The sequence below is a fragment of the Pseudomonas sp. LFM046 genome (genome assembly GCF_000949385.2).
GTDB lineage: Bacteria > Pseudomonadota > Gammaproteobacteria > Pseudomonadales > Pseudomonadaceae > Metapseudomonas.
Genome location: NZ_JYKO02000001.1, coordinates 4,830,339 through 4,854,330 on the forward strand (window position 1 = coordinate 4,830,339; position 23,992 = coordinate 4,854,330).

Genomic DNA, 23,992 nt, shown 5'->3' on the forward strand with positions numbered 1-23,992 from the left:
TCACAGCACGCGATCCGTCCCGCCGCGCCCAACCTAGGTAGAGCGCGGCGGTCGGCAGGTCGCCCCCTCGCGCGCCCAACCAAGGCGCGGGTGACGGCGCATTCCGGCCTCGCTACTCTTGGCCGGCCCTCCTGCGCAGGATTGTCCAGATTGATGACGCCACCCCGCCCACTGCTCTGGCCGCTGGCCGCCCTTCTGATGTGTTTCGTCCTGCACGCGTCGGCCGCCGAGCTGTTCTACCTGGGGCAGAAGATTCCCGACATCCAGCGCCCCTGGAGCAGCGCCGACTACCACCAGTTGATCCAGGCCCTGCAGAAAATCGACACCACCCAGGTGAACGCCCTGCCCCGGCGCAGTGGCGAATTCACCGGTCCGATCTACACGCGCATGGTCAGCGAGGAGAACTTCAAGCCGCAGCTGAACATCTATGCCCCCCTGGAACTTCGTCAGAACGAGGCCCGTGAGGTTCTCTTCCAGCTGAAGGAGCTGATGCGCCTGTACTTCGACTTCAAGGCGCCGCAGCAGCCTTATGGCGCCGAAGCCCTGGGCCTGATGACCTATTCGCTGCGCCAGCAGGCCATCCTTTTCACCCTGACGGTGGAGTTCTGGATGACGCTTTCGGAGAAGGAACAAGGCAGCCCGATCCGCCTTCAAGGCCTGCAAGAAACCAAGGCCGCCGCCGCCATGCTGACCTCCAGTTCCCTGGACTACCTGGGCCTGACCCGCCAGTTCAACCGCGAAGACCTGGTGCTCTACAGCGCCGAACTGGCCAAGCAGTTGCCGGAGCTGTTCGTCCACCTTCAGGGAGATGTGCGCGGGCAACTGCTGGGGAGGGTCGCCGAGCTGGCGGAGAAACATCCCTACAGCGAAGTACGCGGCAACATGGCAGACCTGTTGCCGGTGCTGGCAGGTATTCAGCAGGACGTGGATGCGCAACTGGCCGCGCCGGCGAAACATAAGCCCACGGCGCCGGCACTGGACCTCTCGGCGTCTCCGGAAGCGTCAGCGAAGTAGGCCGAGCGCCTTGGCCCGGGCCACTGCCTGGGTGCGCCGCTCCACCCCGAGCTTGCTGTTGATGTGGCGGGCGTGGCTTTTCACCGTGTGCAGGGAGATGAACAGGCGCTCGCTGATTTCCTGGTTCGAGCAGCCCTGGGCGATCAATTGCAGCACCGCCAGCTCCCGAGAGCTGAGCGCCTCGGCGGGACCGGCATCGGCCGGCACTACGGATTCCATGCCTGGCAACAGTTCGAGCAGTTCGCGAACATCGTCCGGCGAACGGGTCGACAGCTGTTCACGCAGCCACTGGGGATGCTGCTCCAGCAACTGCCGGTACGGCAGCAAGGCACCGGCGGGCAGCGATTCCAGCGCACACCCCAGCAGCGCCGCAGCTTCTCGCTCGCGCGTTCCGCGCAGCAGCGCCACCAGTTGCAGCCGCGCGATCAGCGCGACGTGCTGGGCGCCCAGGCCTTCAGTCGCCTCCATCAGCGTCCGCAGGCGGGCTTCGGCTTCCACGATCTTGCCCTGAGCGCGATCCAGGGCAGCCTGTTGCAGCTCGATGTAGTGCGGCAGCTGCGGATGGAACTCGGGCGCTGCGGCAGCCTGGTCGCCTGAATAGGTTTCCGCCAGGCGTGGCAGCCAGGCTTCGGCCAGCTCCACCTGCCCCTGGGCCAGCCACAGCTCGCATTTGGACAGGGTGATCATGGCCAGGTAGTAGATGGGCGGCACGTCCCAGATGTGCATCAAGCGCTCGGCCTCGGCCAACTGCGCGAAGGCAGCGGCGAAGCGCCCTTCTCGCCCTTCCAGCCCAGCCAGGGCGCAGTGGCCGATCAACAGGCTGATATCCCGGCAGGCGCGGGCTTCGGCGATGCCGGCCTGAAGGCAGACCCGCGCCGCCTGGGGCTGCATGCGCACCGCGTGCAGGTAGCCCTGGTAGAGCATCAGCCGCGCCCGCGCGACGCAGGCCCGGGGCGTCGCCGCACCACGCAGGCGCTCCAGGCCCTGCTGCACCTCGGCCTGGGAGCGCAGGATCTCGCCGCGCACTTGCAGCACCCGTGCACGGTCATAGTGGACCAGGGCCTCGAACAGCGGATTGGCGCCCCGCTGGGCCATTTCCAGGGCCTCGCGATTGAAGCCGCGTGCGCGCCAGAGATCGCCACGCACCAGCGAGACATTGCTCAGCAGAGAGAGGCACATATGCCGCTGGCCGTAGTTTTCCGGCGGCAGGGCGGACAGGGCTTCGGTGCAGAAATGCTCGGCCCGGTCGATGTCACCCCGTCCTCGCGCGATCAGGCCACTGATGGCCTGCCATTGCACCAGCAGGTGACGCTGTTGCACGGCATCCGGCGCCGGCAGGAAGCGCGCCAGGTTGCCGGCCAGCTCCTCCGCCGCATCCAGCTGGCAGGCCAGGCCCAGGGCCAGGCTGTAGAGCACGATGAGCCGGGGCGTGCTGGACAGCAGGCTGTCAGGCAAGTCCATCTTCCAGCGCAACAGCATGGCGATGTTCTGGTTGGCCAGCAGTTGTTCTTCCGACAGGTTCTGTACCAGCGAAGCGGCCACGTCGGGTTGGCCGGCGCGCAGGGCCTGCTCCACCGCTTCGTCGAGCAGGCCTCGCGCACTGAACCAGCGACAAGCGCGCAGGTGTGCACCGGACGGTGCCAGGTCACGGTTGGCCCGGGTCCGCAGCAGGTCGGAGAACAGGTGGTGGTAACGGAACCACTGGCCCTGCTCGTCCAGCGGCACCAGGAACACCTGGTGGGCCTGCAGGTGGCGCAGGATGGCGGCGCTGTCGTGGCTTTCGCGCACGGCGTCGCAGAGTTCGGCACAGAAGCGCTCGAAGCGGGCGGTTTCGTAAAGGAAGGTCTGGACTTCCGGCGGCTGGCGCTCGATCACTTCTTCCAGCAGGTATTCACGGATCAGGCTCTCGTCGCCGTGGGCCGTGTGTGCCGGCTCGGGCCCCGTCGTCGCAACCTGGCCGGCCAACAGCCACAGGCGCAGTCCCGCCACCCAGCCTTCGCTGCGCTGCAGCAGGCCGTCCAATTCGTCGCCCTCGACCTTGGCGCCCTGGCTGCGCAACAGCGCATGGCCTTCGTCTTCGGTCAGGCGCAGGTCCTGCTCGTTCATTTCCAGCAGGTGCCGCGACAGGCGCAACCGCGCCAGGTGCCAGTCCGGGCGCTGGCGGCTGGTCACCAGCAGCACCCAGCCATCGGGCAGGTGATTGAGGAGAAATTGCAGGCAACGGTCGAGGACTGCGTTCTGCGCCAGGTGGTAGTCGTCCAGCACCAGCAGCAGGGGCTGGCCGGCATCGAAACGCCCGGCGACTTCATCCAGCAGGCCGTCCAGCCATTGCTCGAAGGCGAAGGGCTGGTGACGCTGGCGCATCTTGAGGTGACCCATGGCCTCGTCGCCCAGGCCCGGATGGAACTGCCGCAGGCCATCCAGCAGGCGTTCGAGGAAACGTCCGGGGTCGCTGTCTCGACGGCTGAGGCTGAGCCAGAGACTCTGCCACTCAGGCGGAAGGCTTTCGCAGAATTCGATGGCCAGGGAGCTTTTGCCGAAACCGGCCGGAGCGCTGAGCATCAGCAGACGGCCGTCCAGCCCAGCCGCAAGCCGCTCGCACAGGCGCGGGCGCGGCACATGGCCGGCGGGGCGCGGCGGGCGGAAGAAGCGTGCATCGGCCGTAGGTCCGGTGGCCGAAGTCATGGTTCGCGAACTGCTCAGGACGGTCATCACCCAGGGTCTAGGAATGGTGTGCTTGCAGGGGCACGGACCTGAAGGAGCCTAGCCGTTCAGTTGAGCCAATAGAAGCCCCGGCAAGAACAGGAGTCCAAGAAAAAGCCGGCCCGCAGGCCGGCTTCCTTACAACGTGTTGCAGGACGTTAGCGAACGCCCGCCTGGCGCAGGGCCGCGGGGGTGTAGTCGCTTTCAGAGGCGGTGTAGCCGAAGTCGTAGGACTGCTTCTCCTCGTTCTTCATGCCCAGGGCCAGGTAGCGGCCGGAAAGCAGGTCGTAGAGGCTTTCCAGGGTGTACCAGGGCACCTGGTTGTTGTAGTAGTACTGGGCATGGGCTTCGGCTACGCGCCACAGGGTGCCACGACCGTCGTAGTGGTCGATGGCGGCGGCCTGCCAGGTGTCTTCGTCGATGTAGAAGTCACGCTTGGCGTAGATGTGGCGCTCGCCCGGCTTCAGGGTGGCCACCACGTGCCACACGCGGTGCAGCTCGTAGCGGGTCAGGTCCTGGTTGATGTGGCCGGCCTTGATGATGTCGCTGTACTTCAGATTCGGATCATCCAGCTTGTAGCTGTTGTAGGGGATGTAGATCTCCTTCTTGCCTTCCAGCTTCCAGTCGTAACGGTCCGGAGCACCGTTGTAGAGATCGAAGTTGTCGGAAGTACGCAGACCGTCGGCGGCAGTACCCGGACCGTCGTAGGACACCTGCGGGGCGCGGCGCACGCGGCGCTGACCAGCGTTGTAAAGCCAGGCCAGGCGCGGCTCCTTCACCTGGTTGAGGGTTTCGTGCACCAGCAGCACGTTACCGGCCAGGCGGGACGGCGCGGTTACGCGCTGCTTGAAATAGAACAGGATGTTGCTCGGCTTGCTCGGGTCGTAGTCCTTCAGTTGGTCGCGGAAGGTGAACTCGTCCTGGAAGTACACCAGGCTGTAGGAGCCGTTCGGCTGCGGGGTCGCCTGGGTCACCAGACGACGCACGCTGCCACCGCGATAGCGGGTGATGTGGTTCCAGATCGCTTCCAGGCCGTTCTGCGGAATCGGGAACGGGTTGGCGGTGTGGAAGTCCTCCAGGCCGTTGCCGCCTTCCACCAGCTTGGTGTGGGTGGCGTTGTACTGGGTGGCCTCGATCACCTTGGCAGGCACAGTGGCGGTGCGGTGGGTCGTGTACACCGGCATCTTGTAGGTGTCGGGGTAACGCTTGAACATCGCCAGCTGGCCGGGGGTCAGCTTGTCCTTGTACTGGTCGACGTTCTGCGCGGTGATGGTGAACAGCGGCTGTTCGCTGGCGAAGGGGTTCGACAGGAACCCGCGGGCATCGGCGTTGCCCGCGCTCTGCGGCAGGCCGCCGGTCCACGCGGGAATCGAGCCATCGGCGTTGCCGGCTTTCTCGGCGCCCAGCGGGGTCAGGCTGGTGCCCAGCTTGGCTGCTTCGTCAGCAGAGACCGCAGCCATGACGCTGGTGGCCAGCAGGGACAGCGCGAGCGCGCCGGTTTGCAGCAGACTCTTTGTTGTTTTCATCTTCATGGTCTTCCTCAAAATCCAGTCCGCTTAGAAGTTCACGCCGAAGCTGAGCGCGAGGAAATCGCGGTCGATCAGGGTGTTGTACTTGCCGCCAAAGAAGTCGGTGTATGCCAGGCTGGCCGTGTAGGTGTTCTGGTACTCGGCATCAAGGCCCAGGCTCACAGCCTTGGCGTCTTCAGTGAACAGGCCGTTCGGACCGTAACCGTCGACGTCATGGGACCAGGCAACGTTCGGCTTCAGGTTCACGCCGGCGAACACGTCGTTGTAATCCCACACGGCGCGGACGCGGTAACCCCAGGCGGTGCTGGTGACAAAGCCGTCGTCTTCGCAGTACTTGCTCACGTTCTCGGCGTTCGGGTTGCCCAGGGTGCTGGCGTTGAGGGTTGTACAGGTATTGAGGGGACCGGTCGCCGGCAGCGGTCCGGGGCCGAACACCGGGTCACGGCCGTAGCGGGCTTCGCTGGTGCTCTCCAGACCACCGGTATGCACGACACCGACTTCGCCCACCAGGGTCAGACGGCTGGCGCCCATCACCTGATCGAAGAAGTGGGTGAAGGTGGTCTGGAACTGAGTAATTTCCTTGCGGCGATAGCCATGCAGGTCCTGGCCCGGAGCGCCATCCAGCACCGATGCGTTACCGAACAGGCCGCCCAGGGAACCGACGCCCGCGAAGAGGATATCGGTGGTGTTCAGCTGGACCGGAGCGTTCGGCCGGTAGCTCACTTCACCGCTCCAGGCGGTACCGGTGGGCAGCGTGGTGGAGAAGCTCAGGCCGTACAGGCGAATGTCTTCCGGGTATTCGATGAAGTAGTTCGAAGAGCCTGCGACGGCCAGGGGCCGCAGGTTTGCCGGGTTGTTCGCACCGAGGGCCGGAACGTTCGGCAAGCCGGCATTGATGGCATTCAGTTGAGCCTGAGTTGCGCTGTGACCACTGAAGATCGGCCCACGGCTGTGATAGTTGATGAAGTAAGCACCGAACTCGGTATCCAGGGGCTCCGAGAAATAGCGCAGTGCAGTGCCCCACTGGCCACTGTCTCTGGCGTCACGGTCAGGACCACGAGGGACCAGAACACCTTCCTCGTTGACATCCACACCGAACCTGCCCAGAGCGCCAAGGGCAGCAGGGCTCAGGCTGGATGCCTTTCTGAGCACGCGCAGGTTGTCATTACAACCATCCGCCACCACGTCCGGCTGGGAGAAGAAGGTGCCGCAGTTGTCGATGACGGTCTGGTCCCACTCCAGTTGGTAGAAGGCTTCGGCCGACAGGTTGTCGGTCAGGCTCTGGGACACATAGAACATGTTGACCGGGATCAGGCCTTCCTTGATCTCGGCGCCGGGGCGGCGGAAGGCGGACACGTCGATCGGGTTGATCGCGTTGATGCTGTTGCCGATGAAGGTGCTTTCACCCCAGCTCACCACCTGCTTGCCCAGGCGCACGCTGCCCGGCAGGTCGGCAATGTTGTAGTTGTGGTAGATGAAGGCGTCGAGCAGTTCGGCGCCAGACGATTTGGCGCCTTCCTTGCGACCGTGGTCGTCGATGTCCTTGAACAGGCGGTGCTCGTCCTTCAGCTCGAAGTCGTACCAGTACTTGCCGCGCATGAAGACGCCGGTGTCGCCGTACTTCAGCTCGAGGTCATGGATACCCTTGAAGATCTTCGAGAATGTTTCGCCCTTCTTGAAGTTCAGGTGGCCGTCGTCGGAGGTCTGGGACAGGCCGTCCCCACCGTTGTTCACACCGATCAGGTCCTTGTCGGCCCCCCGCATCGACCAACTGGCCCCCACGGACAGAGAGGAGTCGAACTGACCTTCGATCTCACCGATGTTGAAACTCACGCCAAATGCCGGAGCGGCGAGCGTGGAAGCGAGGCTGACGGCCAGTGGCAGTTTCGCCAGGCGCCAGAGTTTTGTGGTTGTTGTCATCGACGCTACTCCATGTGTTTTTTGTTATTGATGCTTGCGGACTATAGCCAGCAGGTATTAGCGCTTGATCCCTCGAAAGTGTGATTTGGAACCCCCAGGTAGTCTGGCTCGCCCTTTCCCGCGGACTAGTCCGATCCGTCGGTAAGAAAGATAGCCAGTAATGGTCAGAACGCAGCAATTAACAAGCCAAGCGTTTGCTTGGTTGCCGGGCCGCGCCTCGCAAGGCGCGGCCCGTATTGCTTAGAGAGCGGAGAGGAAAGTGCTGCCAGCAGCCTGCCATTGGGCGATGTCGACGCGAATGCGTTTCTTGTCCAGCTTGCCCACGCTGGTCTTGGGAATTTCAGTAACAAGCGCGATCTGGCTGGGAATGGCCCACTTATTGATGTGACCTTGCTCGACAAAGGGCTTGAGGTGTTCCTTCAGTGCCTTGGCATCCAGGGCCTGGTTGTCACGAACGATCACCAGGGCGAAGGGACGCTCACCCCATTGCGGGTCGGGTACCCCTACCACCGCCACTTCCTTCACGGCGGGGTGACGGCTGATGAGGTCTTCCAGCTCCAGGGAGGAAATCCACTCGCCGCCGGTCTTGATCACATCCTTGATGCGGTCGCGGATGTCGATGTAGCCCATTCCGTCGAGGGTGGCGACGTCACCGGTGTGCAGCCAGCCGTGCTCCCAGAGTTCCTCGCTCTTCTCCGGCTCATTGAAGTAACCCTGGGTCAGCCAGGGGGCGCGCAGGACCAGCTCGCCCTGGGACTCGCCATCCACCGGCTGGAAATTGCCGTTTGCGTCCATCAGCGCCGTTTCCACCAGAGGCACCGGCACGCCGGCCTTGATGCGGTAGGTAATGCACTCGTCTTCGCTGCCGGCCAGCAGCTCCTCGTTGAGGTAGCCCACCGAGATCAACGGGCAGGTCTCGGACATGCCGTACGCGGCGGTGAGCTGGATGCCACGGGACTTGGCCGCCTCATAAAGGGAGCGGTTCAGCGCGCTGCCACCGATGATCATCTTCAGGCCGCCGAAGTCGTAGCCCTGGGCGGTGGGGGCATTCATCACCATCTGCAGGATGGTGGGCACGCAGTGGGAGAAGGAGACCTTTTCCTCGCGGATCAGGTGGCAGAGCATGTCCGGCTCGTAGCGGCCGGGATATACCTGCTTCACGCCCAGCATGGTGGCCACGTAAGGCACGCCCCAGGCGTGGACGTGGAACATCGGGGTGATGGGCATGTAGACGTCGTTGGTGCCCATCAGGCGGATGCTATCCAGGGCGCCAATGGTGGAGGCCATGGACAGGGTGTGCAGCACCAGCTGGCGGTGGGTGAAGTAGACGCCCTTCGGGTTACCGGTGGTGCCGGTGGTGTAGAAGGTGGTGGCCACCGAGTTTTCGTCGAAATCGGGGAAGTCGTACTGGGTGCTTGCCGCCGACAGCAGGGTTTCGTACTCGCCCACCAGGTTGGGCAGGTCGGCCTCGTGGTCGGTGCCGTCGGTGAGTAGCAGGGTCTTCTCCACCGTAGTCATCTGGCTGCGGATGGAGTTGAAGACCGGCACGAACTCGCTGTTGACCAGCACGAAGCGGTCTTCGGCGTGGTTGATGGTGTAGAGGATCTGTTCCGGCGAAAGACGGATGTTGATGGTGTGCAGCACGGCGCCAATCATCGGGATGGCGAACATGCACTCCAGGTAGCGGTGGCTGTCCCAGTCCATCACCGCCACGGTATCACCCGCCTTCACCCCGGCCTCGGTGAGGACGTTGGCCAGGCGCGCGACGCGCTCATTGAAAGTGGCGTAGTTGTAACGGATACGGTCGCGGTAGACGATCTCGCGGGTCTTCTCGAAGCGGCTGCCAGACATCAACAGACGCTTGATCAGCAGGGGAAAGACGTAGGCGTTGTCAGCGGGTTTGATGACGCGGGTCTGGAGCATGAGGCGTACCTGGTGAGATTGAGGACTTATTGTGGATACCGACTTTAGGGTGCTTCCGTCCTCCGCAAATCAGTCAAAAGAGTGATTTGACCGGTGACTCTATGGCTGATTCTGGTCACGAGTTAGAATGGCGGGCTCCGGCCGGTCGCGGTCAGTCAAACAAGAAGGTAGGTTCGAGATGTCCGATATCGTTATCGTCAGTGGCGCCCGTACTCCCATGGGCGGCTTCCAGGGCAGCCTGTCCGGCGTTCCCGCCGTGGACCTGGGGGCACTGGCCATACGCGAGGCCGTCAGCCGCGCCGGCATCGAGCCGACGGACGTGCAGGAAGTGATCATGGGCAACGTACTGCCCGCCGGCCTCAAGCAGGGCCCGGCCCGCCAGGCTGCACTGAACGCCGGCCTGCCCTCCGCTACCGGTTGCACCACCATCAACAAGTTGTGCGGCTCCGGCATGAAAGCCGTGATGCTGGCCCACGACCTGCTCAAGGCAGGCACCAACTCCGTGATGGTGGCCGGCGGCATGGAAAGCATGTCCAACGCCCCCTACGTGCTGGAAAAGGCCCGCACCGGCCTGCGCATGGGCCACGGCGAGATCAAGGACCACATGTTCCTCGACGGCCTGGAAGACGCCCGCACCGGTCGCCTGATGGGTTCCTTCGCCCAGGAAACCGCCGACAAGTACGGCGTGACCCGTGAAGAGATGGACGCCTACGCCATCGAGTCCCTGAAGCGCGCCCAGGCCGCCATCGCCGACGGTTCCCTGGCCGCTGAGATCGCCCCGGTGACCGTGACCACCCGTAAGGGTGAGGTCGTGGTGAAGGACGACGAGCAGCCGCTTACCGCCAACCTGGACAAGATCCCGGGCCTGAAGCCGGCCTTCAAGAAAGACGGCACCATCACCGCCGCCAACGCCAGCTCCATCTCCGACGGCGCCAGCGCCCTGGTCCTGATGACTGCCGAAGAAGCGTCCCGCCGTGGCCTCAAGCCCCTGGCCAGGATCGTCGGCCACGCCACCCAGAGCCAGGACCCGAGCGAATTCACCCTGGCCCCCATCGGCGCCATGACCAACCTGTTCAAGAAGACCGGCTGGAACAAGGACGACGTGGACCTGTTCGAGATCAACGAAGCCTTCGCCATGGTGACCATGCTGGCCATGCGCGAACACGGCCTGGACCACGCCAAGGTCAACGTCTACGGCGGCGCCTGCGCCCAGGGCCACCCGGTGGGCTCCACCGGCTCCCGCATCATCATCACCCTGATCAACGCCCTGCGTAACAAGGGTGGCAAGCGCGGCGTGGCTTCGCTCTGCATCGGTGGCGGTGAAGCGACTGCAGTGGCGATCGAGCTGCTGTAAGCGCTGTTGCCGGATTGAAAAAGGCGCGGCTCTGACCGCGCCTTTTTCATTGGGCTCTCGCTTCCCCGCAGGATGGGTCGGGCGAAGCGAAACCCATTACATTTCCACGCCCCTGGCCTCTTTTACTGTGCAGTGGCCACGCTTGGCGCATGGGCCGGCGTCCTCGGAAACACCAGCGCCGCCGTGAAGGTCAGCACCGCGAAGCCCGCCAGCACCAGGTACAGCCCCACCAACCCTTCACGCGGTTCGATGAACGCGATCATCGGGATTGCTGCCGCGCTGGCACCGAAGGAGACGAAGTAGCGCAGCGCGAACACCCGCGCCTGCCACTGGGGCGCCACGAAATTGGCCACCATGGAATCGTTCACCGTCACCTGGCCGAACACCACGAACATGAACGCGGCCCCCAGCGGAATGACGGCCCAGCCGTCGCTCCACGCCATGGCCAGCAGCAACGGCGCCTGAAAGAAGGTCAACACAACGAAGGGCAGCTTCAGGCTGACGCGATCGATAACCCGGCCGATCAGCAGTTGTGCCACGGCGCCGAAGGCATAGGCCAGGCTGACCACCAGGCCGAGGGCTTCCGGCGACGCAAACAGTTCATGCAGGCGCTCCTGGAACAGCTTGGGATAGGTCACCGTGGAGGCGTTGAACACCACGCCGCCGGTGGCGGTCACCAGGGCCAGTACGCCGAACACCAGCGGCATCGAAATGCGTGAACCACTCCCCGCACGCCCGGCATTGGCGGCTAATACGGGAGGCGCCTCGTCCTTCACGCACCAGGCGAACCAGAACCCCAGCAGCAGGGCCACCGCCCCCGGCAGGATGAAGGCTGCACGCCAGCCAAAGCGGGCAGTCAAAAAGCCGGTCAGCAGGGCGGCGAAGGCCACGCCCAGGTTGCCCCACATGCCATTGATGCCGATCTCTCGCCCACGGTTCTCGGCATGGGCCACCAGCATGGCGGTACCCACCGGGTGATAGATGGCGGCGAATACCCCCATCAGCGTCAGACCCGCCACCAGAGCCGGGACGCTGCCGCTTAGACCAGTGAGGATGGCCGAGGCGCCGATCCCGAGGAAGAACACCAGCAACATCTGCCTCCGACTCCAGCGGTCCCCCAGCCAGCCGGCCGGTAGCGAACAGGCACCGAAGGCGATGAAGCCGCCCAGGGAAAGGCCGATCAGCTCGCCGTAGGCCAGGCCGAAGTCACGGCCCATACCCAGCACGGCGGCCGGGAAGATCAGCATGAACATGTGATCGATCACATGGGCGGCATTGATGAAGCGAATGACGGTAGCGGGTCGGTTCATGGCAGTTCCACTGCAGCTTGGTTGGTGTGGAACTCCATGCTAGGTTGGCCGAACTTTGCCTTTCAGACAAAGAAGTCATCGAATCGGCCATGTTGATCGAACACCTGCCCCAGGGGCGGATCGCGGCCATCGCCCGCGACTACCGGGACGGTGACCACGTCGCCCCCCATCTCCATCGCGAAGCACAATTCCTCTATGCCGCCGAGGGGCTGATGCGCCTGGTCACCGCGGCCGGCGCCTGGGTCATCCCGCCCACCCGCGCCGTGTGGATACCGCCGGGGATCGAGCACCAGATATTCATGTCCGGCCAGGTGCAGATGCGCACCCTGTACATTGCCGCCGACGCTGCGCCACCCGCCCTGGACGCCTGCTGCGTGCTGGCGGTGCCGCCACTGCTGCGTGAGCTCATCCTGCGACTGGTGGAACTGGATGCGAAGGGTTCGGAAGACGAGCGCCGCAGCCTGGTGCAACGCCTCATCCTCCACGAGATCGCCGCCCTGGAGCGTATGCCGCTCCACCTGCCCATGCCGAGGGATCGCCGATTGCAGGCCATCTGCCTGGCCCTGCTGGAAGCGCCGGACAGCACGCGGACGCTGGAAGAATGGGGATTGGACGTGGGCGCCAGCACCCGCACCCTGGCCCGGCTGTTCGCCCAGGAACTGGGCATGAGTTTCAACGAGTGGCGCCAGCACCTGCGCCTCACCGAAGCCCTGCCCCGATTGCTCGCCGGGCAGGACGTGCAATCGGTGGCGAGGGACCTGGGCTACGGCAGCGGCCGGGCCTTCAGCGCCATGTTCCGACGCCTGCTGGGAGAGAATCCGAGGGACTACGTGGCCAGCCTGGGCTTGCTGGCCACGCTGGAGCGGGATTGAAGCGGAATTCGCGCCCACAACAGACGATGCGATCCGTCCAGTTCAACCTTGTAGGGTGGGCTTCAGCCCACCCGCAGAGACCCGCATGGGGGCCGAAGGCCGCCCCCTTCTCGTGGGCCTTTTCCTTCCGGTTACTTCAGCTCGGTGAACGCCAGCTTGACCCCCAGCCCCACCAACACCGCCCCCATCAGCCGATCGAACCAATGCCCCATGCGAGCGAAGCCCGCGCGTACGCGACGCTGACTGAACAGCAGGGCCACCAGGCTGAACCACGCGGCGGTGGCGAAGGCCAGGTAAACGCCGTAGCCCGCCTGGATCGCCAGCGGCGTATGGGGGTTGATCACCACCGTGAACAGCGAGAGGAAAAACAGCGTCGCCTTGGGGTTCAGCCCATTGGTGACGAAACCGGTGACGAAGGCACCGCGCGGGCTGCGCTCGCCCGCCATGAGCGCAGCCTCGGCGGCCACCGGGTCAGCCGGACGGGCACGCAGGGCCTTGATGCCGATGTACAGCAGGTAGGCGGCGGCGGCCCACTTCAGCGCGTTGAACAGCATGATCGACTGGGACACGATCAGGCCGATGCCCAGCAGCGAGTAAGTCACGTGCACGAAGATGCCGGTCCCCACTCCCAGGGCTGTCCAGGTGCCGGCGCGGCGACCGTGGGCCACGCTTTCGCGCACGACGATGGCGAAGTCCGGTCCCGGGCTGGCGACGGCCAGCAGGTGGATCAGGGCAACGGTCAGGAATTCCGTCCAGTACATGAGGCCTCCAGCGAAGGGGAACGGGTCTGATAGGCTGGCAACCTTACGCCTACCGATGCACCGGAGAAAAGGTAAAGCCGAACATGAACAATCGCCGCGCCGTCTTCCTCGACCACGCCTCCCTCGACCTTGGCGACCTGGACCTGGCCCCGCTGCGCCAGGCCTTCGGCGAACTGCACCTGCACCCGCAAACCGCCGCCGAAGACGTGCCTGGCCGCCTGCACGGTGCACAGGTCGCCATCAGCAACAAGGTGCGAATCGACGCCGCTGCCATGGCCGCCAACCCGGAGCTGAAACTGATCCTGGTCGCCGCCACCGGCACCAACAATATCGACCTGGAAGCGGCCCGCGCCCAGGGCATCGCCGTCTGCAATTGCCAGGCCTACGGCACGCCTTCGGTGGCCCAGCACACCCTGATGCTGCTGCTCGCCCTGGCCACCAGCCTGCCGGACTACCAGACCGCCGTGCGCGCCGGCCGTTGGCAGCAGGCGAGCCAGTTCTGCCTGCTGGACTTCCCTATCATGGAGCTGGAAGGCAAGACCCTCGGCCTGCTCGGCCATGGTGAGCTGGGTGGTGCCGTGGCGCGCCTGGCGGAAGCCTTCGGCATGCGCGTGCTACTTGGCCAATTGCCGGGCCGCCCGGCTCGCGCCGACCGCCTGCCCCTCGCCGAGCTGCTGCCCCAAGTGGACGCACTGACCCTGCACTGCCCCCTCAATGAGCAGACCCGCGACATGATCGGCGCCGCCGAACTGGCCCTGATGAAGCCCGGCGCCCTACTGGTGAACACCGCCCGGGGCGGCCTGGTGAACGAGGAAGCCCTGGCTGCGGCCCTGCGCAATGGCCATCTGGGCGGTGCCGCCACCGACGTGCTGACCCAGGAACCGCCACAGAACGGCAACCCGCTGCTGGCCGCCGATATCCCGCGCCTGATCGTCACCCCCCACAGCGCCTGGGGCAGCCGCGAGGCGCGCCAGCGCATCGTCGGCCAGTTGGCCGAAAACGCCCGGTGTTTCTTCGACGGCACGCCGCGCCGGGTGGTCGGTTGAAGGGAGCGGGCTTCTGCTAGAATCCCCGGCTTTTTTCGAGGACGCCCCCATGGACCCGCGCAGTGAAGTGCTGCTTCGCCAGTCGGAACTCTTCCAGGGCCCGTTGCTGCTGGCCGGCCTGCCGGCCGACGACCTGCTGGGCGCCCTGCACCAGGCGCGGGGCTGGAGCTGGCACGCGGGCGAGCAGGTAGCGCTCGAAGCACGCTTCCCCGGCCGTTGCCAGTTCGGCACGACCGCGCCGGCGGGCGAATTTGGCGCCGCGGTTCTCTTTCTGCCGAAATCCCGCGAACTGACCGATTACCTGCTGGCGGCCCTGGCCGCCTGCCTGCCGAGCGGGGAACTCTTCCTGGTCGGCGAGAAACGCGGCGGCATCGAGCGGGCCGCCAAGCAGTTGGCCGTTTTCGGCAAACCGCGCAAGCTGGACAGCGCACGCCACTGCCAGCTCTGGCAGGTGAGCATCGAACAAGCCCCCGCCGCACCCGACCTGGAGGCCCTGGCCCAGCATTACCAGTTGGACCTGAGCGACGGCCCGCTGGACGTGATCAGTCTGCCGGGCGTCTTCAGCCACGGCCGACTGGATCGCGGTTCCGCCCTTCTTCTGCAGCAACTGGACGGCCTTCCGACCGGCCATGTGCTGGACTTCGGCTGCGGTGCCGGAGTGCTCGGCGCGGTGCTCAAGCGGCGTTATCCACAGAGCCGCCTGACCCTGCTGGACGTGGACGCCTTCGCCGTGGCCAGCAGCCGCCTGACCCTGGCGGCCAACGGCCTGGAGGGCGAGGTGATCGCCGCCGACGGTATCCATGGCGCGCCCGAGGGCCTGTCCGTGATCGTCAGCAACCCGCCCTTCCATCAGGGCGTGCACACCGATTACCAGGCCAGCGAGGACCTGCTGCGCGAAGCCCGGCGGCACCTGGCTCCCGGTGGTGAATTGCGCCTGGTGGCAAACAGTTTCCTCAAGTACCCGCCGCTGATCGAACAGCACCTGGGAGCGTGTCGCACCCTCGCCGAGGGCGATGGCTTCCGTATCTACAGCGCCCGCCGGGGCTGATCCGAACTTTCGATATTCAAGCGGCAGCCAATAGCCGCCCACCCCGGCACGCGCCGGGAGACCTGGAGTTTTTCGTGACCGATCTGAACACTGCCTGCGCCCTTCCACCCAAGGAAGGGCTGCACCGCGCCCTCAAACCCCGCCACCTGAACATGATCGCCATCGGCGGCTCCATCGGCACCGGCCTTTTCGTCGCCTCCGGTGCCACCGTGGCCACTGCCGGTCCAGGCGGTGCGCTGCTGGCGTATGCGCTGATCGGGCTGATGGTTTACTTCCTCATGACCAGCCTCGGCGAAATGGCCGCCCACATGCCGGTTTCCGGCTCCTTCAGCACCTATGGCAGCCGCTTCGTCGACGACGGTTTCGGCTTCGCCCTGGGCTGGAACTATTGGTACAACTGGGCGGTGACCATTGCCGCCGAGCTGGTCGCGGCCCAACTGATCATGAGCTTCTGGCTGCCGGACGTGCCGGGCCTCTACTGGAGCGCCCTGTTCCTCGGCCTGATGTTCCTGCTCAACTTCCTGTCGGTGAAGGGCTTCGGTGAGAGCGAATTCTGGTTCGCCCTGATCAAGGTGGTGACGGTGGTGGTATTCATCGGCATTGGCCTGGCCACCATCTTCGGCATCCTGGGCGGCATCGAGTCCCCGGGCTTCAGCAATTTCACCCTGGGCGATGCGCCCTTCGTCGGCGGTCTGCAGGCCATGGTGGGCGTGGCAATGATCGCCGGCTTCTCCTTCCAGGGCACCGAGCTGATCGGCATTGCCGCGGGCGAATCGGAGAACCCGAAGAAGAACATCCCCATCGCCATCCGCCAGGTGTTCTGGCGAATCCTGATGTTCTACATCCTCGCCATCTTCGTGATCGGCATGCTGATCCCCTACACCGATCCGAACCTGTTGAAGACCGACGCCAGCGACATCAGCGTCTCGCCCTTCACCCTGCTCTTCGAGCGCGCCGGCTTCGCCGCCGCGGCCAGCGTGATGAACGCGGTGATCCTCACCGCCATTCTCTCGGCCGGCAACTCGGGCATGTATGCCTCCACCCGCATGCTTTACAACCTGGCGATGCAGGGCAAGGCTCCGAAGCTGTTCGCCCGCCTCTCCGCCAGCGGCGTCCCGCGCAATGCACTGTACGCCACCACCCTGGTGGGCGCGCTGTGCTTCTTCACCTCCATCGTCGGCGACAGCACCCTCTACACCTGGCTGCTGAACACCTCGGGCATGTGCGGCTTCATCGCCTGGCTGGGCATCGCCATCTCCCACTACCGTTTCCGCAAGGGTTACCTGGCCCAGGGAGGTCGCCTGGAAGACCTGCCCTACCGCGCCAAGCTGTTCCCCTTCGGCCCGCTGTTCGCCTTCACCCTGTGCCTGCTGATCACCCTCGGGCAGAACTACCAGGCGTTCTTCGGCGATCGCATCGACTGGGCCGGTCTGGCCGCTACCTACATCAGCCTGCCGCTGTTCTTCGCCATCTGGCTGGGCTACCGGCTGAAGAGAGGCAGCCGCCTGGTGAGCTACGCGGAGATGGACGTTCGCGCTGGCGGCCACTGAGTCGGACGCTTCGTACTTGCCGGGGAGACCCGGCTTGTGCAAAATGCGCCCCGTCCTAGGGGAGTAGTCTCCCGCGAGCGCCCAGCTCGCCCGGCATGCGTCAACACACTTGGTCCGCAGACCATGGCGCATGCGACCCCGTGCCTGCACAGACAGGCCTGCGGTTTGACAAGACCTATGACGCATGCGAACTGACCCGGGGCGGGCAGTCTTGCGTGCGTCATGGTGATTAGTCGACCCGCCCCCGTAGGAACCCTGATGCTGGAATCCCTCTTCGTACCGACGCTGATCGTTGCCCTCGCCGAAATCGGCGACAAGACGCAACTGCTCGCCCTGCTCCTCGCCGCCCGTTTCCGCAAGCCCTGGCCGATCATCTGGGGCATCATCGCCGCCACCCTGGCGAACCACTTCGCCGCCGGCGCCGTGGGTTCCTGGGTCGCCAGCTTCTTCTCCGCCGCTACCCTGAGCTGGGTGCTCGCCGCCTCCTTCGCCGCCGTGGCCCTCTGGACCCTGGTGCCGGACAAGCTGGATGACGACGAGGAATCCGGTCTGAAGAAGTACGGTCCGTTCCTCACCACCCTGATCGCCTTCTTCCTTGCCGAGATGGGTGACAAGACCCAAGTGGCTACCGTGATGCTGGCCGCCCAGTACCCGGACTTCGTCATGGTGGTGATGGGCACTACCCTCGGCATGCTGATCGCCAACGTGCCCGTGGTGCTGGCCGGCAACTTTGCCGCCGACCGCCTGCCCCTGGCGCTGATCCGCCGCCTGGCCGCCGCTGCCTTCGCTGCCCTGGCCGCTTATGCCGTGTACGAGGCGATGAAGCTCACTGGCTTGCTCTGACCGGTAGGTGGGTGCTGAGCCCGCGAAGCCCAACGTGGAGAGGCCGAACAGCGGCCCGTTGGGCCTCGCTGCGCTCGGCACCAGCGTGACCCGCACCAACCTGCGATGACTGCGCCACGGATTGGCGGCGTTTCGGCCAATGGCTGGCACTGCCGTACTGGTAAAGTGGCGCACTGGATCAAGGCGCAGGGAGCGCATCGTGGCACTGGACGATATGAAACGGCTGGTTCGCCAGCACATCGAACTGTCGTGGAACAAGGGCCGCCTGGCTCTGGCGGAGCAACTGCAGAGCAAGGACTTCCTCTACAAGAGCTCATTCATCGGCCGTTCCTTCAACAGCGCCGCCTACTGCCAGATGGTGCAGAACATCCGCGACGCCATGCCCGACCTGGAAGTGGTGGTTGAGGAATGCATCGCCGAAGGCAACAAAGTGGTGACCTGGTGCACCCTGATCGGCAGCATCCGCAAGCCCGCCCTGGGCTACCCGCCCAGTGACAAGATTCTCAGCATCTCGGCCATGGCCTTCTGGACCTTCAACAGCCTGGGCGAGGTGCAGGAGATCTGCACCATGTTCGACATGGAAAGCTTCCGCGCCCAGTTGGGCCTCTCGACCCAGCACCTGGCCGAGAAAGCCCTGCCCTGATGCCAGATTGATCAGAGATAGCCGTTGGCCCTGAACCAACCGATGGTGCGTTCCAGGGTGACGTCCAGCGGCGTCTCTGCGACGAAGCCGAGCTCGTGGCGCGCCTTGCTGCCGTCGAGGAACTGCCCGCCGGCCATGACCGCGATCGCGGTATCGTCCAGCTTCGGCATTTCCCCGGACAGGCGAAAACGCAACCGCCCCAGGGCCGCAATTCCCTTGGCCATGGCCAGCGGCATCGGCTGCGGTGGCGGTACGCCCAGGAACGTGGCGATGCGCGCGGTCAATTCGGCCATCTCGATGTTTCGCCCGGTGAGCAGGTAACGCTCGCCCACCCTGCCCTTTTCCAGCGCCAGCACCAGGCCGCGACCGGCATCGGCGGCATCCACCAGATTGCGCTGGCCAGGGACGTAGTGGGTCATCCAGCCGCGAGCAATGGCGGTGACGATGCGCCCGGTGCTGGGACCGGCATCGAACTCCCCCAGGCACATGGCGGGAATGCCGATGACCACCGGCAGGCCATTGCGGGCCTGCTCGCGGGCCTGTTCGTCCAGCGCCCACTTGCTGAGCAGGTAAGGATTCTTCCAGCGCGGCATTTCTTCGTAGAACAGCCCCTCGTGGCCCGGCAGGCCCTGCGGGTGGCGCGGCAGGGCGATGGCGGCTCCGGTATAGAGAATGCGTGGCACATGGGCGGCCAGGCAGGCGGCATAGAAGTGGTTGGTCTGGTCGAGGGCGCTGGCGACTTCTTCCTGCCAGCGGCGCGGCCGCTTCGGATAGCCCGCGGCGCAGAAGATGACGCCATCCAGGCCACCCAGGGCGCGGGTCAGGCCGGCATGATCGAGCAGATCAGCAGCCCGGTATTCAGGCTCCAGATAGGCCAGTCGTTCGATCCGTGACGACGGCCTGTGGATCAGCACCAGCTCGTGCCCCGCAGCCTTCACCGCCCGTGCCGCGTGATGGCCGAGCAGGCCGGTTGCTCCAAGTACGGCGATTTTCACTGCGACTCCTCATCCACTGGAGAATCGCCACCCCGAAAGCTTCGAGGTAGCGGCGAGCAGTCTAGAACGGGGGTTGCAGGGATGCCAGGTTCAACCCCCTGAGGCTGCGAAAAACTCGGCGAGCGACGTGCGGCCGGTTTCTCAGCGCTGCCCCTTGGCCTGCTCGTAGAACGGCATCACCTTGGGAATGGCCGCCTGCAGATTTGCCATGCGCGAGCTGGACGACGGGTGAGTGCTCATGAACTCCGGCGGCGCGCCGCCACCGGCCTTGGCCATTTTCTGCCAAAGGGTGATAGCGGCATTCGGGTTGTAGCCGGCGCGAGCGGCCAGCTCCAGACCGATCAGGTCGGCCTCGTTCTCGTTTTCACGGCTGTTGGGAAGGGTCATCAGGTACTCGACCCCGGCGTTGGCCATCCCCAGGCCGGCCTGGCCCATACCCAGCACGGAGCCGATCTGGTTGGCCATCTGCACGCCGTAGGCCTTGGACATGGCCTCGCGGCTGTGTTCGCGCAGGGCGTGGGCGACCTCGTGGCCCATCACCGCCGCCAGCTCGTCATCGGTGAGCTTGAGCTGCTCGATCAGGCCGCTGTAGACGATGATCTTGCCGCCCGGGCCGCAGTTGGCGTTGAGTTCGTCGTTCTTGATCACGTTGGCATCCCAGGCCCATTGCGCGGCATCCGGACGGAACACCGGAGCCTGAGCGATCAGGCGCTTGGCGATGGCATCGACACGGCGCGCATTGCTGCTGCTCTTGTCCAGTTCGCCCTTTTGCGCGGCTTCGTTCAGGGTCTGCTGGTAGGACTGAGCGTACGTCTGGTTCAGTTCGGCGCTCGAAACGCCGCTGAACATGTACTGCTGGCGGTTGACGCCCACCGCTCCACCGCTGGTCGTGTTGACGGCCTGGCATCCTGCCAGGAGCAGGGCCGCGGTCAGCCCGGACAGGTAAAACAGCTTGGCCATATTGGCTCTCCATCTCTTTGCGAGGTCGGTAATGCTACGGCCCACCCGGAACCCGGGCAACCGCGTCGCATGTAGACAAGCCGGCGACGCATTTGTCCGCACTCCGCACTTAGGAAATTTCACCGGGCTGCCGATATAGAAAGCAAAGGCGAAATCTTCTTTTTCCTCGGAGCCCTCATGAAGTTCAGGTCCATTCAGTTCTCCATCGCAGCCCTGGCAGGAGCCAGCGTGCTGGCGGTGGTCGCAGCCCTGGTGCTCTATGCACTGTTTTCCGGCGCCCGCACCCAGGAACTGGTGCAGCAGCGCACCCAGGCACTGCTGGAACAGGTGATCGAGCAACGCCTGATTGCCCTGGCCGGTTCCCAGGTCAGTCAGATCCAGCGCGAACTGGAGCTGCCACTGGGCATCGCCAAGAACATGGCCAACCTCAACAGCCTGCTGGGGGAAACGGATGAAGCCGGCAATGCGAAGCTGACCATCAGCCGCGAGCAGCTGAACAACCTGGTGCGCCAGACCACAGAACGCAATCCCAAGCTGAACGGCAGCTACGTCGGCTGGGAGCCCAACGGGATTGATGGCATGGACGCCAACTACGCAGGGCAGAAGGGCAATGGCTACGACGGCAGCGGCCGCTTCCTGCCCTGGTGGTTCCGCAACGCGGACGGCAGCGTGGGCCAGGATGCCATCGGCTACATGGAAAGCCAGAAGATGCTCAACACCGGTGTTCGCGAGGGCGAGTACTACCTCTGCCCGAAGGAACGCAAGAAGCCATGTGCTATCGACCCCGCTCCCTATGACGTGGGCGGCAAAATCACGATCCTCTCCTCCTTTACCGCGCCCATCCTGATCAAGGGCGAGTTCCGTGGCATTGCAGGTGCTGACTTCTCCCTCAACTTCATCCAGGACCTGCTCAGCAAGTCTGACCAGCAGCTCTACGAGGGCGCCGGCGACCTGGCACTGATCGCCAGCAACAACCGCCTGGTGGCCTACTCGAAAGACGCCTCCAAACTTGGTGAGGAAGCCGCCAAGGTCTTCGACACCGGCACCATGGACGCCCTGCGCGGATTTTCCGGCGCACAACCTGCCTATCGCATCGACCAGGCCAGCCAGCGCATCGTGCTGATGGTGCCCTTCGGCATCGGCGACACCGACGCCCGCTGGGTGCTGCTGATCCAGCTGCCGGTCGAGGCGGTGATGAAGGAACTGACCCAACTGCAGAACGATCTGCATGCCCAACGCGACGCCGACATCTTCGGCATGACCCTGGTGGGCCTGCTAATCGCCGGTCTCGGCCTGCTGGTGATCTGGTTCGTCGGCTACGGCATCGCCCGTCCACTGCGCCAGATGGTCGGCATGCTCGACGACATCGCCAAGGGAGACGGTGACCTGACCCAGCGCCTGCACAACCAGCGTGCGGACGAGATGGGCGCCATCGCCACCGGCTTCAACACCTTCCTTGGCAAGCTGCAGGCCATGATCAGCCAGGTGGTGACCTCGGTGCAGAAGGTCAGCGACTCTTCCGAGCACACCGCCGACATCGCCATCCGCACCAACCAGGGCGTGCAGCGGCAGCTGGCGGAGATCGAACTGGTCGCCACCGCCGTCCATGAGATGACCGCCACTGCCCAGGACGTGGCCCGCAACGCCACCCACGCGGCGGAAGCGGCCAGCCACGCCGACCAGGCGGCCAACCACGGCAAGCGGATCGTCCATAGCACGGCTGAAGCCATCACCGCCCTGGCGACCGAGATCGGTCGTGCCGTGGGTGTGGTGCAGAACCTGGCCAAGGACAGCGAGAACATCAATGCCATCCTGGTGGCCATCCGCGGCATCGCCGAGCAGACCAACCTGCTGGCCTTGAACGCGGCCATCGAAGCGGCGCGTGCCGGCGAACAGGGCCGTGGCTTCGCCGTGGTGGCGGACGAAGTGCGCAACCTGGCGCAGAAGACCCAGCAGGCCACCGAAGAGATCCAGGCCATGATCCAGCAACTGCAGAACGGCACCCGCGAAGTGGTGAAGGTGATGCAGGACAGCCAGGACAAGACCGACACCAGCGTGCAGCACGCCAACGAAGCGGCCCATGCGCTGGACTCCATCACCCAGGCGGTTTCGGTGATCAACGACATGAACACCCAGATCGCCAGCGCCGCCGAGGAGCAGAGCGCGGTCGCGGAAGACATCAACCGCAACGTCATCAACATCGGCCAGGTGGCCAATGAAGTCGCCGGCGGCGCCGACGAGGCCTCCCAGGCCAGCGCCGAGCTGACCAAGCTGGCGGAGCAGCAGCGGCGGCTGATCAATCAGTTCAAGGTGTAAGGCAAAAGCCCCTCTTCGGAGGGGCTTTTTCTATAGGGGCGATTTCAATCGCCCCTACCGGTGGACCGGCTACGCCGGTGTCAGGCACTCCGGGCCGTCCAGCTTCGGGTCGTTCACCAGGGTCGCCAAGGCCCGTTCGCGCAACTGCGGGCCGGGTTTGGTCAGCAGTTCCAGCAACTGCACGGGTGTCGCCTCGGCGGACAGCCAGAGACGCTGCCCTTCCTCATCCAGCACCAGTGGCCGGCGCAGGTCGGCTGCCGCCTGCGTGATCATGGCCAGACTGAGGTATTCCATATCCCCGGCCGGGTAGGCCTCCCAGAGTGCCGCGAAGTACAACGTCCCGCCCTCGGCACTCATCCAGTAAGGCCGCTTGCGCACACCCCGCCACTCGTAGAAACCGTTGGCCGGCATCAGGCAACGGCGGGAGCGGAACGGCTCGCGGAACATCGGCTGGTCGGCGAGGGTTTCGACCCTGGCGTGGGCGGGCGTCTTCGACAGGTCGGTGAGCCAGGCCGGGGTCAGGCCCCAGCGGGCCATGTCGGCACGGCGCTGGCCATCCAGTTCGCGCAACATCAGCACCCGGCTGCCAGGGGCCAGGTTCCAATGGGGCTGGTGATCAGAGGGAAAACCGGGAAGCGCCGCCAGCGCGGGCGACCAGCGGAACAGGGCAAAACGTCCAGACATGGGGCGGCCAGTGCGGGTCGGTGCTCAGCAGAGCAAGGTGCCGGGGTAGCTGTCAGGCTCCTCGCCCGGCAGCGGTTGCGCGGCATTGTACGCGGCGATCAGCCGGCTGGCGCGCTCGGCGTCTTCATCCTCCACCAGCAGGCCGAGCAATCCGAATACCGGCAGCTCGCCAATGCCACCCAGCAAGTGCCGGCCGGCGAGATGGGCATCCACACCCTCGCTGGCGAGCATGCCCAGCAACAGTTCAGCTTCGATCAGGTCGCGAGGCTCATAGATTCGCCGCATCAGTCATCCTCCCGGCGAACCTCCAGGCTCCAGTCCTGGCCATCGGTCCAGAGCAGGAACAGGATGGGCCGGCAGCACACCGGACAGTCCTCGATGTATTGCTGGTCCCCGCCCGAGAGATCGAGCACGGCCTCGGCCGGTTCGCCACAGTAGGGGCATTGGTAGTCCTCTGTTTCCAGCATCCCGCCTCCCGTGTGACTTGCCTGTATAATCGCCGGTCTACTTCAGGCCCCGTT

At 65.0% G+C, this 23,992-nt stretch carries 20 protein-coding genes and 1 riboswitch; of the genes, 9 read left to right on the forward strand and 11 right to left on the reverse strand.

Going from position 1 to position 23,992, the window contains the following annotated elements; translation table 11 throughout:
- Nucleotides 1–150: 150 nt before the first annotated feature.
- Nucleotides 151–1,014: a hypothetical protein gene (locus TQ98_RS22275; RefSeq protein ID WP_044873552.1), complete on the forward strand. Its 864-nt coding sequence runs from the start codon at nt 151–153 to the stop codon at nt 1,012–1,014.
- Here TQ98_RS22275 and TQ98_RS22280 read toward each other — a convergent pair.
- From TQ98_RS22280 to TQ98_RS22295, 4 genes are all read right to left on the reverse strand, one after another.
- A complete protein-coding gene (locus TQ98_RS22280) occupies nt 1,003–3,699 on the reverse strand; it encodes a LuxR C-terminal-related transcriptional regulator (RefSeq protein ID WP_242443171.1) in 2,697 nt (898 codons plus the stop codon). The two genes, TQ98_RS22275 and TQ98_RS22280, sit on opposite strands and share 12 nt — an antisense overlap.
- Nucleotides 3,700–3,875: 176 nt before the next feature.
- Nucleotides 3,876–5,243, reverse strand: coding sequence for a DUF1329 domain-containing protein (locus tag TQ98_RS22285; RefSeq protein WP_044874125.1), 1,368 nt, complete (start codon nt 5,241–5,243; stop codon nt 3,876–3,878).
- Nucleotides 5,244–5,273: 30 nt separating this feature from the next.
- Nucleotides 5,274–7,166 carry a DUF1302 domain-containing protein gene (locus TQ98_RS22290; RefSeq protein WP_044873550.1) on the reverse strand — a complete coding sequence of 631 codons (1,893 nt, stop codon included), beginning with the start codon at nt 7,164–7,166 and terminating at the stop codon, nt 5,274–5,276.
- Between the two features lie 240 nt (nt 7,167–7,406).
- On the reverse strand, nt 7,407–9,089 hold the full coding sequence (locus TQ98_RS22295) for a fatty acid--CoA ligase (protein ID WP_044873549.1): 1,683 nt from the start codon (nt 9,087–9,089) through the stop codon (nt 7,407–7,409).
- A 178-nt stretch (nt 9,090–9,267) separates the two neighbouring features.
- Between TQ98_RS22295 and TQ98_RS22300 the strand changes: the two genes are divergently transcribed.
- Nucleotides 9,268–10,443, forward strand: coding sequence for an acetyl-CoA C-acyltransferase (locus tag TQ98_RS22300; RefSeq protein ID WP_044873548.1), 1,176 nt, complete (start codon nt 9,268–9,270; stop codon nt 10,441–10,443).
- Between the two features lie 122 nt (nt 10,444–10,565).
- Here the strand turns inward: TQ98_RS22300 and TQ98_RS22305 are convergent, their stop codons facing one another.
- Complete coding sequence (locus TQ98_RS22305) at nt 10,566–11,753, reverse strand: MFS transporter (RefSeq protein ID WP_044873547.1); 1,188 nt, start codon at nt 11,751–11,753, stop codon at nt 10,566–10,568.
- A gap of 89 nt (nt 11,754–11,842) precedes the next feature.
- Here TQ98_RS22305 and TQ98_RS22310 point away from each other — a divergent pair, with 89 nt between their 5' ends.
- On the forward strand, nt 11,843–12,625 hold the full coding sequence (locus TQ98_RS22310) for a helix-turn-helix transcriptional regulator (protein WP_044873546.1): 783 nt from the start codon (nt 11,843–11,845) through the stop codon (nt 12,623–12,625).
- A gap of 131 nt (nt 12,626–12,756) precedes the next feature.
- On the opposite strand, the gene TQ98_RS22315 is transcribed toward TQ98_RS22310, so the two are convergent.
- A complete protein-coding gene (locus tag TQ98_RS22315) occupies nt 12,757–13,386 on the reverse strand; it encodes a LysE family transporter (protein ID WP_103103047.1) in 630 nt (209 codons plus the stop codon).
- A gap of 83 nt (nt 13,387–13,469) precedes the next feature.
- On the opposite strand from TQ98_RS22315, the gene TQ98_RS22320 reads away from it, so the two are divergent.
- The 5 genes from TQ98_RS22320 (at nt 13,470) to TQ98_RS22340 (ending at nt 18,516) form a co-directional block, all read left to right on the forward strand.
- Nucleotides 13,470–14,432, forward strand: coding sequence for a 2-hydroxyacid dehydrogenase (locus tag TQ98_RS22320; protein WP_044873543.1), 963 nt, complete (start codon nt 13,470–13,472; stop codon nt 14,430–14,432).
- Between the two features lie 49 nt (nt 14,433–14,481).
- The gene (locus TQ98_RS22325) at nt 14,482–15,480 is read left to right on the forward strand and encodes a class I SAM-dependent methyltransferase (protein ID WP_044873542.1); all 999 of its coding nucleotides are present in this window, start codon (nt 14,482–14,484) and stop codon (nt 15,478–15,480) included.
- Between the two features lie 74 nt (nt 15,481–15,554).
- On the forward strand, nt 15,555–17,030 hold the full coding sequence (locus tag TQ98_RS22330) for an amino acid permease (RefSeq protein WP_103103048.1): 1,476 nt from the start codon (nt 15,555–15,557) through the stop codon (nt 17,028–17,030).
- 46 nt (nt 17,031–17,076) lie between these two features.
- Nucleotides 17,077–17,196, forward strand: a riboswitch (yybP-ykoY riboswitch).
- 95 nt (nt 17,197–17,291) lie between these two features.
- Entirely contained in the window at nt 17,292–17,873 is a 582-nt protein-coding gene (locus TQ98_RS22335) for a TMEM165/GDT1 family protein (protein ID WP_103103170.1), read from the forward strand.
- A gap of 199 nt (nt 17,874–18,072) precedes the next feature.
- Complete coding sequence (locus TQ98_RS22340; protein WP_044873540.1) at nt 18,073–18,516, forward strand: ketosteroid isomerase-related protein; 444 nt, start codon at nt 18,073–18,075, stop codon at nt 18,514–18,516.
- Between the two features lie 11 nt (nt 18,517–18,527).
- On the opposite strand, the gene TQ98_RS22345 is transcribed toward TQ98_RS22340, so the two are convergent.
- Nucleotides 18,528–19,511, reverse strand: a complete 984-nt coding sequence (locus TQ98_RS22345; protein ID WP_044873539.1) for an NAD-dependent epimerase/dehydratase family protein — start codon at nt 19,509–19,511, stop codon at nt 18,528–18,530.
- A gap of 141 nt (nt 19,512–19,652) precedes the next feature.
- Nucleotides 19,653–20,471: a M48 family metallopeptidase gene (locus TQ98_RS22350; protein ID WP_044873538.1), complete on the reverse strand. Its 819-nt coding sequence runs from the start codon at nt 20,469–20,471 to the stop codon at nt 19,653–19,655.
- Between the two features lie 177 nt (nt 20,472–20,648).
- Here TQ98_RS22350 and TQ98_RS22355 point away from each other — a divergent pair, with 177 nt between their 5' ends.
- Nucleotides 20,649–22,787, forward strand: a complete 2,139-nt coding sequence (locus tag TQ98_RS22355) for a methyl-accepting chemotaxis protein (protein WP_044873537.1) — start codon at nt 20,649–20,651, stop codon at nt 22,785–22,787.
- Between the two features lie 69 nt (nt 22,788–22,856).
- Here TQ98_RS22355 and TQ98_RS22360 read toward each other — a convergent pair whose 3' ends face one another.
- From TQ98_RS22360 to TQ98_RS22370, 3 genes are read right to left on the reverse strand one after another with little or no spacing between them, the layout of a single operon-like run.
- A complete protein-coding gene (locus TQ98_RS22360; protein WP_044873536.1) occupies nt 22,857–23,471 on the reverse strand; it encodes an SOS response-associated peptidase in 615 nt (204 codons plus the stop codon).
- Between the two features lie 24 nt (nt 23,472–23,495).
- Nucleotides 23,496–23,756, reverse strand: coding sequence for a DUF2007 domain-containing protein (locus tag TQ98_RS22365; protein WP_103103049.1), 261 nt, complete (start codon nt 23,754–23,756; stop codon nt 23,496–23,498).
- On the reverse strand, nt 23,756–23,938 hold the full coding sequence (locus TQ98_RS22370; protein WP_028629947.1) for a CPXCG motif-containing cysteine-rich protein: 183 nt from the start codon (nt 23,936–23,938) through the stop codon (nt 23,756–23,758). Before TQ98_RS22370 ends, TQ98_RS22365 begins: the two co-directional genes overlap by 1 nt.
- Between the last annotated feature and the right edge of the window lie 54 nt (nt 23,939–23,992).

Excerpts from the sequence above, each read along its gene's own strand:
- TQ98_RS22280 (WP_242443171.1), bottom strand. The coding sequence starts at position 3,699 with ATGACTTCGGCCACCGGACCTACGGCCGATGCACGCTTCTTCCGCCCG.
- TQ98_RS22285 (WP_044874125.1), bottom strand. The coding sequence starts at position 5,243 with ATGAAAACAACAAAGAGTCTGCTGCAAACCGGCGCGCTCGCGCTGTCC.
- TQ98_RS22290 (WP_044873550.1), bottom strand. The coding sequence starts at position 7,166 with ATGACAACAACCACAAAACTCTGGCGCCTGGCGAAACTGCCACTGGCC.
- TQ98_RS22295 (WP_044873549.1), bottom strand. The coding sequence starts at position 9,089 with ATGCTCCAGACCCGCGTCATCAAACCCGCTGACAACGCCTACGTCTTT.
- TQ98_RS22300 (WP_044873548.1), top strand. The coding sequence starts at position 9,268 with ATGTCCGATATCGTTATCGTCAGTGGCGCCCGTACTCCCATGGGCGGC.
- TQ98_RS22305 (WP_044873547.1), bottom strand. The coding sequence starts at position 11,753 with ATGAACCGACCCGCTACCGTCATTCGCTTCATCAATGCCGCCCATGTG.
- TQ98_RS22310 (WP_044873546.1), top strand. The coding sequence starts at position 11,843 with ATGTTGATCGAACACCTGCCCCAGGGGCGGATCGCGGCCATCGCCCGC.
- TQ98_RS22315 (WP_103103047.1), bottom strand. The coding sequence starts at position 13,386 with ATGTACTGGACGGAATTCCTGACCGTTGCCCTGATCCACCTGCTGGCC.
- TQ98_RS22320 (WP_044873543.1), top strand. The coding sequence starts at position 13,470 with ATGAACAATCGCCGCGCCGTCTTCCTCGACCACGCCTCCCTCGACCTT.
- TQ98_RS22325 (WP_044873542.1), top strand. The coding sequence starts at position 14,482 with ATGGACCCGCGCAGTGAAGTGCTGCTTCGCCAGTCGGAACTCTTCCAG.
- TQ98_RS22350 (WP_044873538.1), bottom strand. The coding sequence starts at position 20,471 with ATGGCCAAGCTGTTTTACCTGTCCGGGCTGACCGCGGCCCTGCTCCTG.
- TQ98_RS22355 (WP_044873537.1), top strand. The coding sequence starts at position 20,649 with ATGAAGTTCAGGTCCATTCAGTTCTCCATCGCAGCCCTGGCAGGAGCC.
- TQ98_RS22360 (WP_044873536.1), bottom strand. The coding sequence starts at position 23,471 with ATGTCTGGACGTTTTGCCCTGTTCCGCTGGTCGCCCGCGCTGGCGGCG.
- TQ98_RS22365 (WP_103103049.1), bottom strand. The coding sequence starts at position 23,756 with ATGCGGCGAATCTATGAGCCTCGCGACCTGATCGAAGCTGAACTGTTG.
- TQ98_RS22370 (WP_028629947.1), bottom strand. The coding sequence starts at position 23,938 with ATGCTGGAAACAGAGGACTACCAATGCCCCTACTGTGGCGAACCGGCC.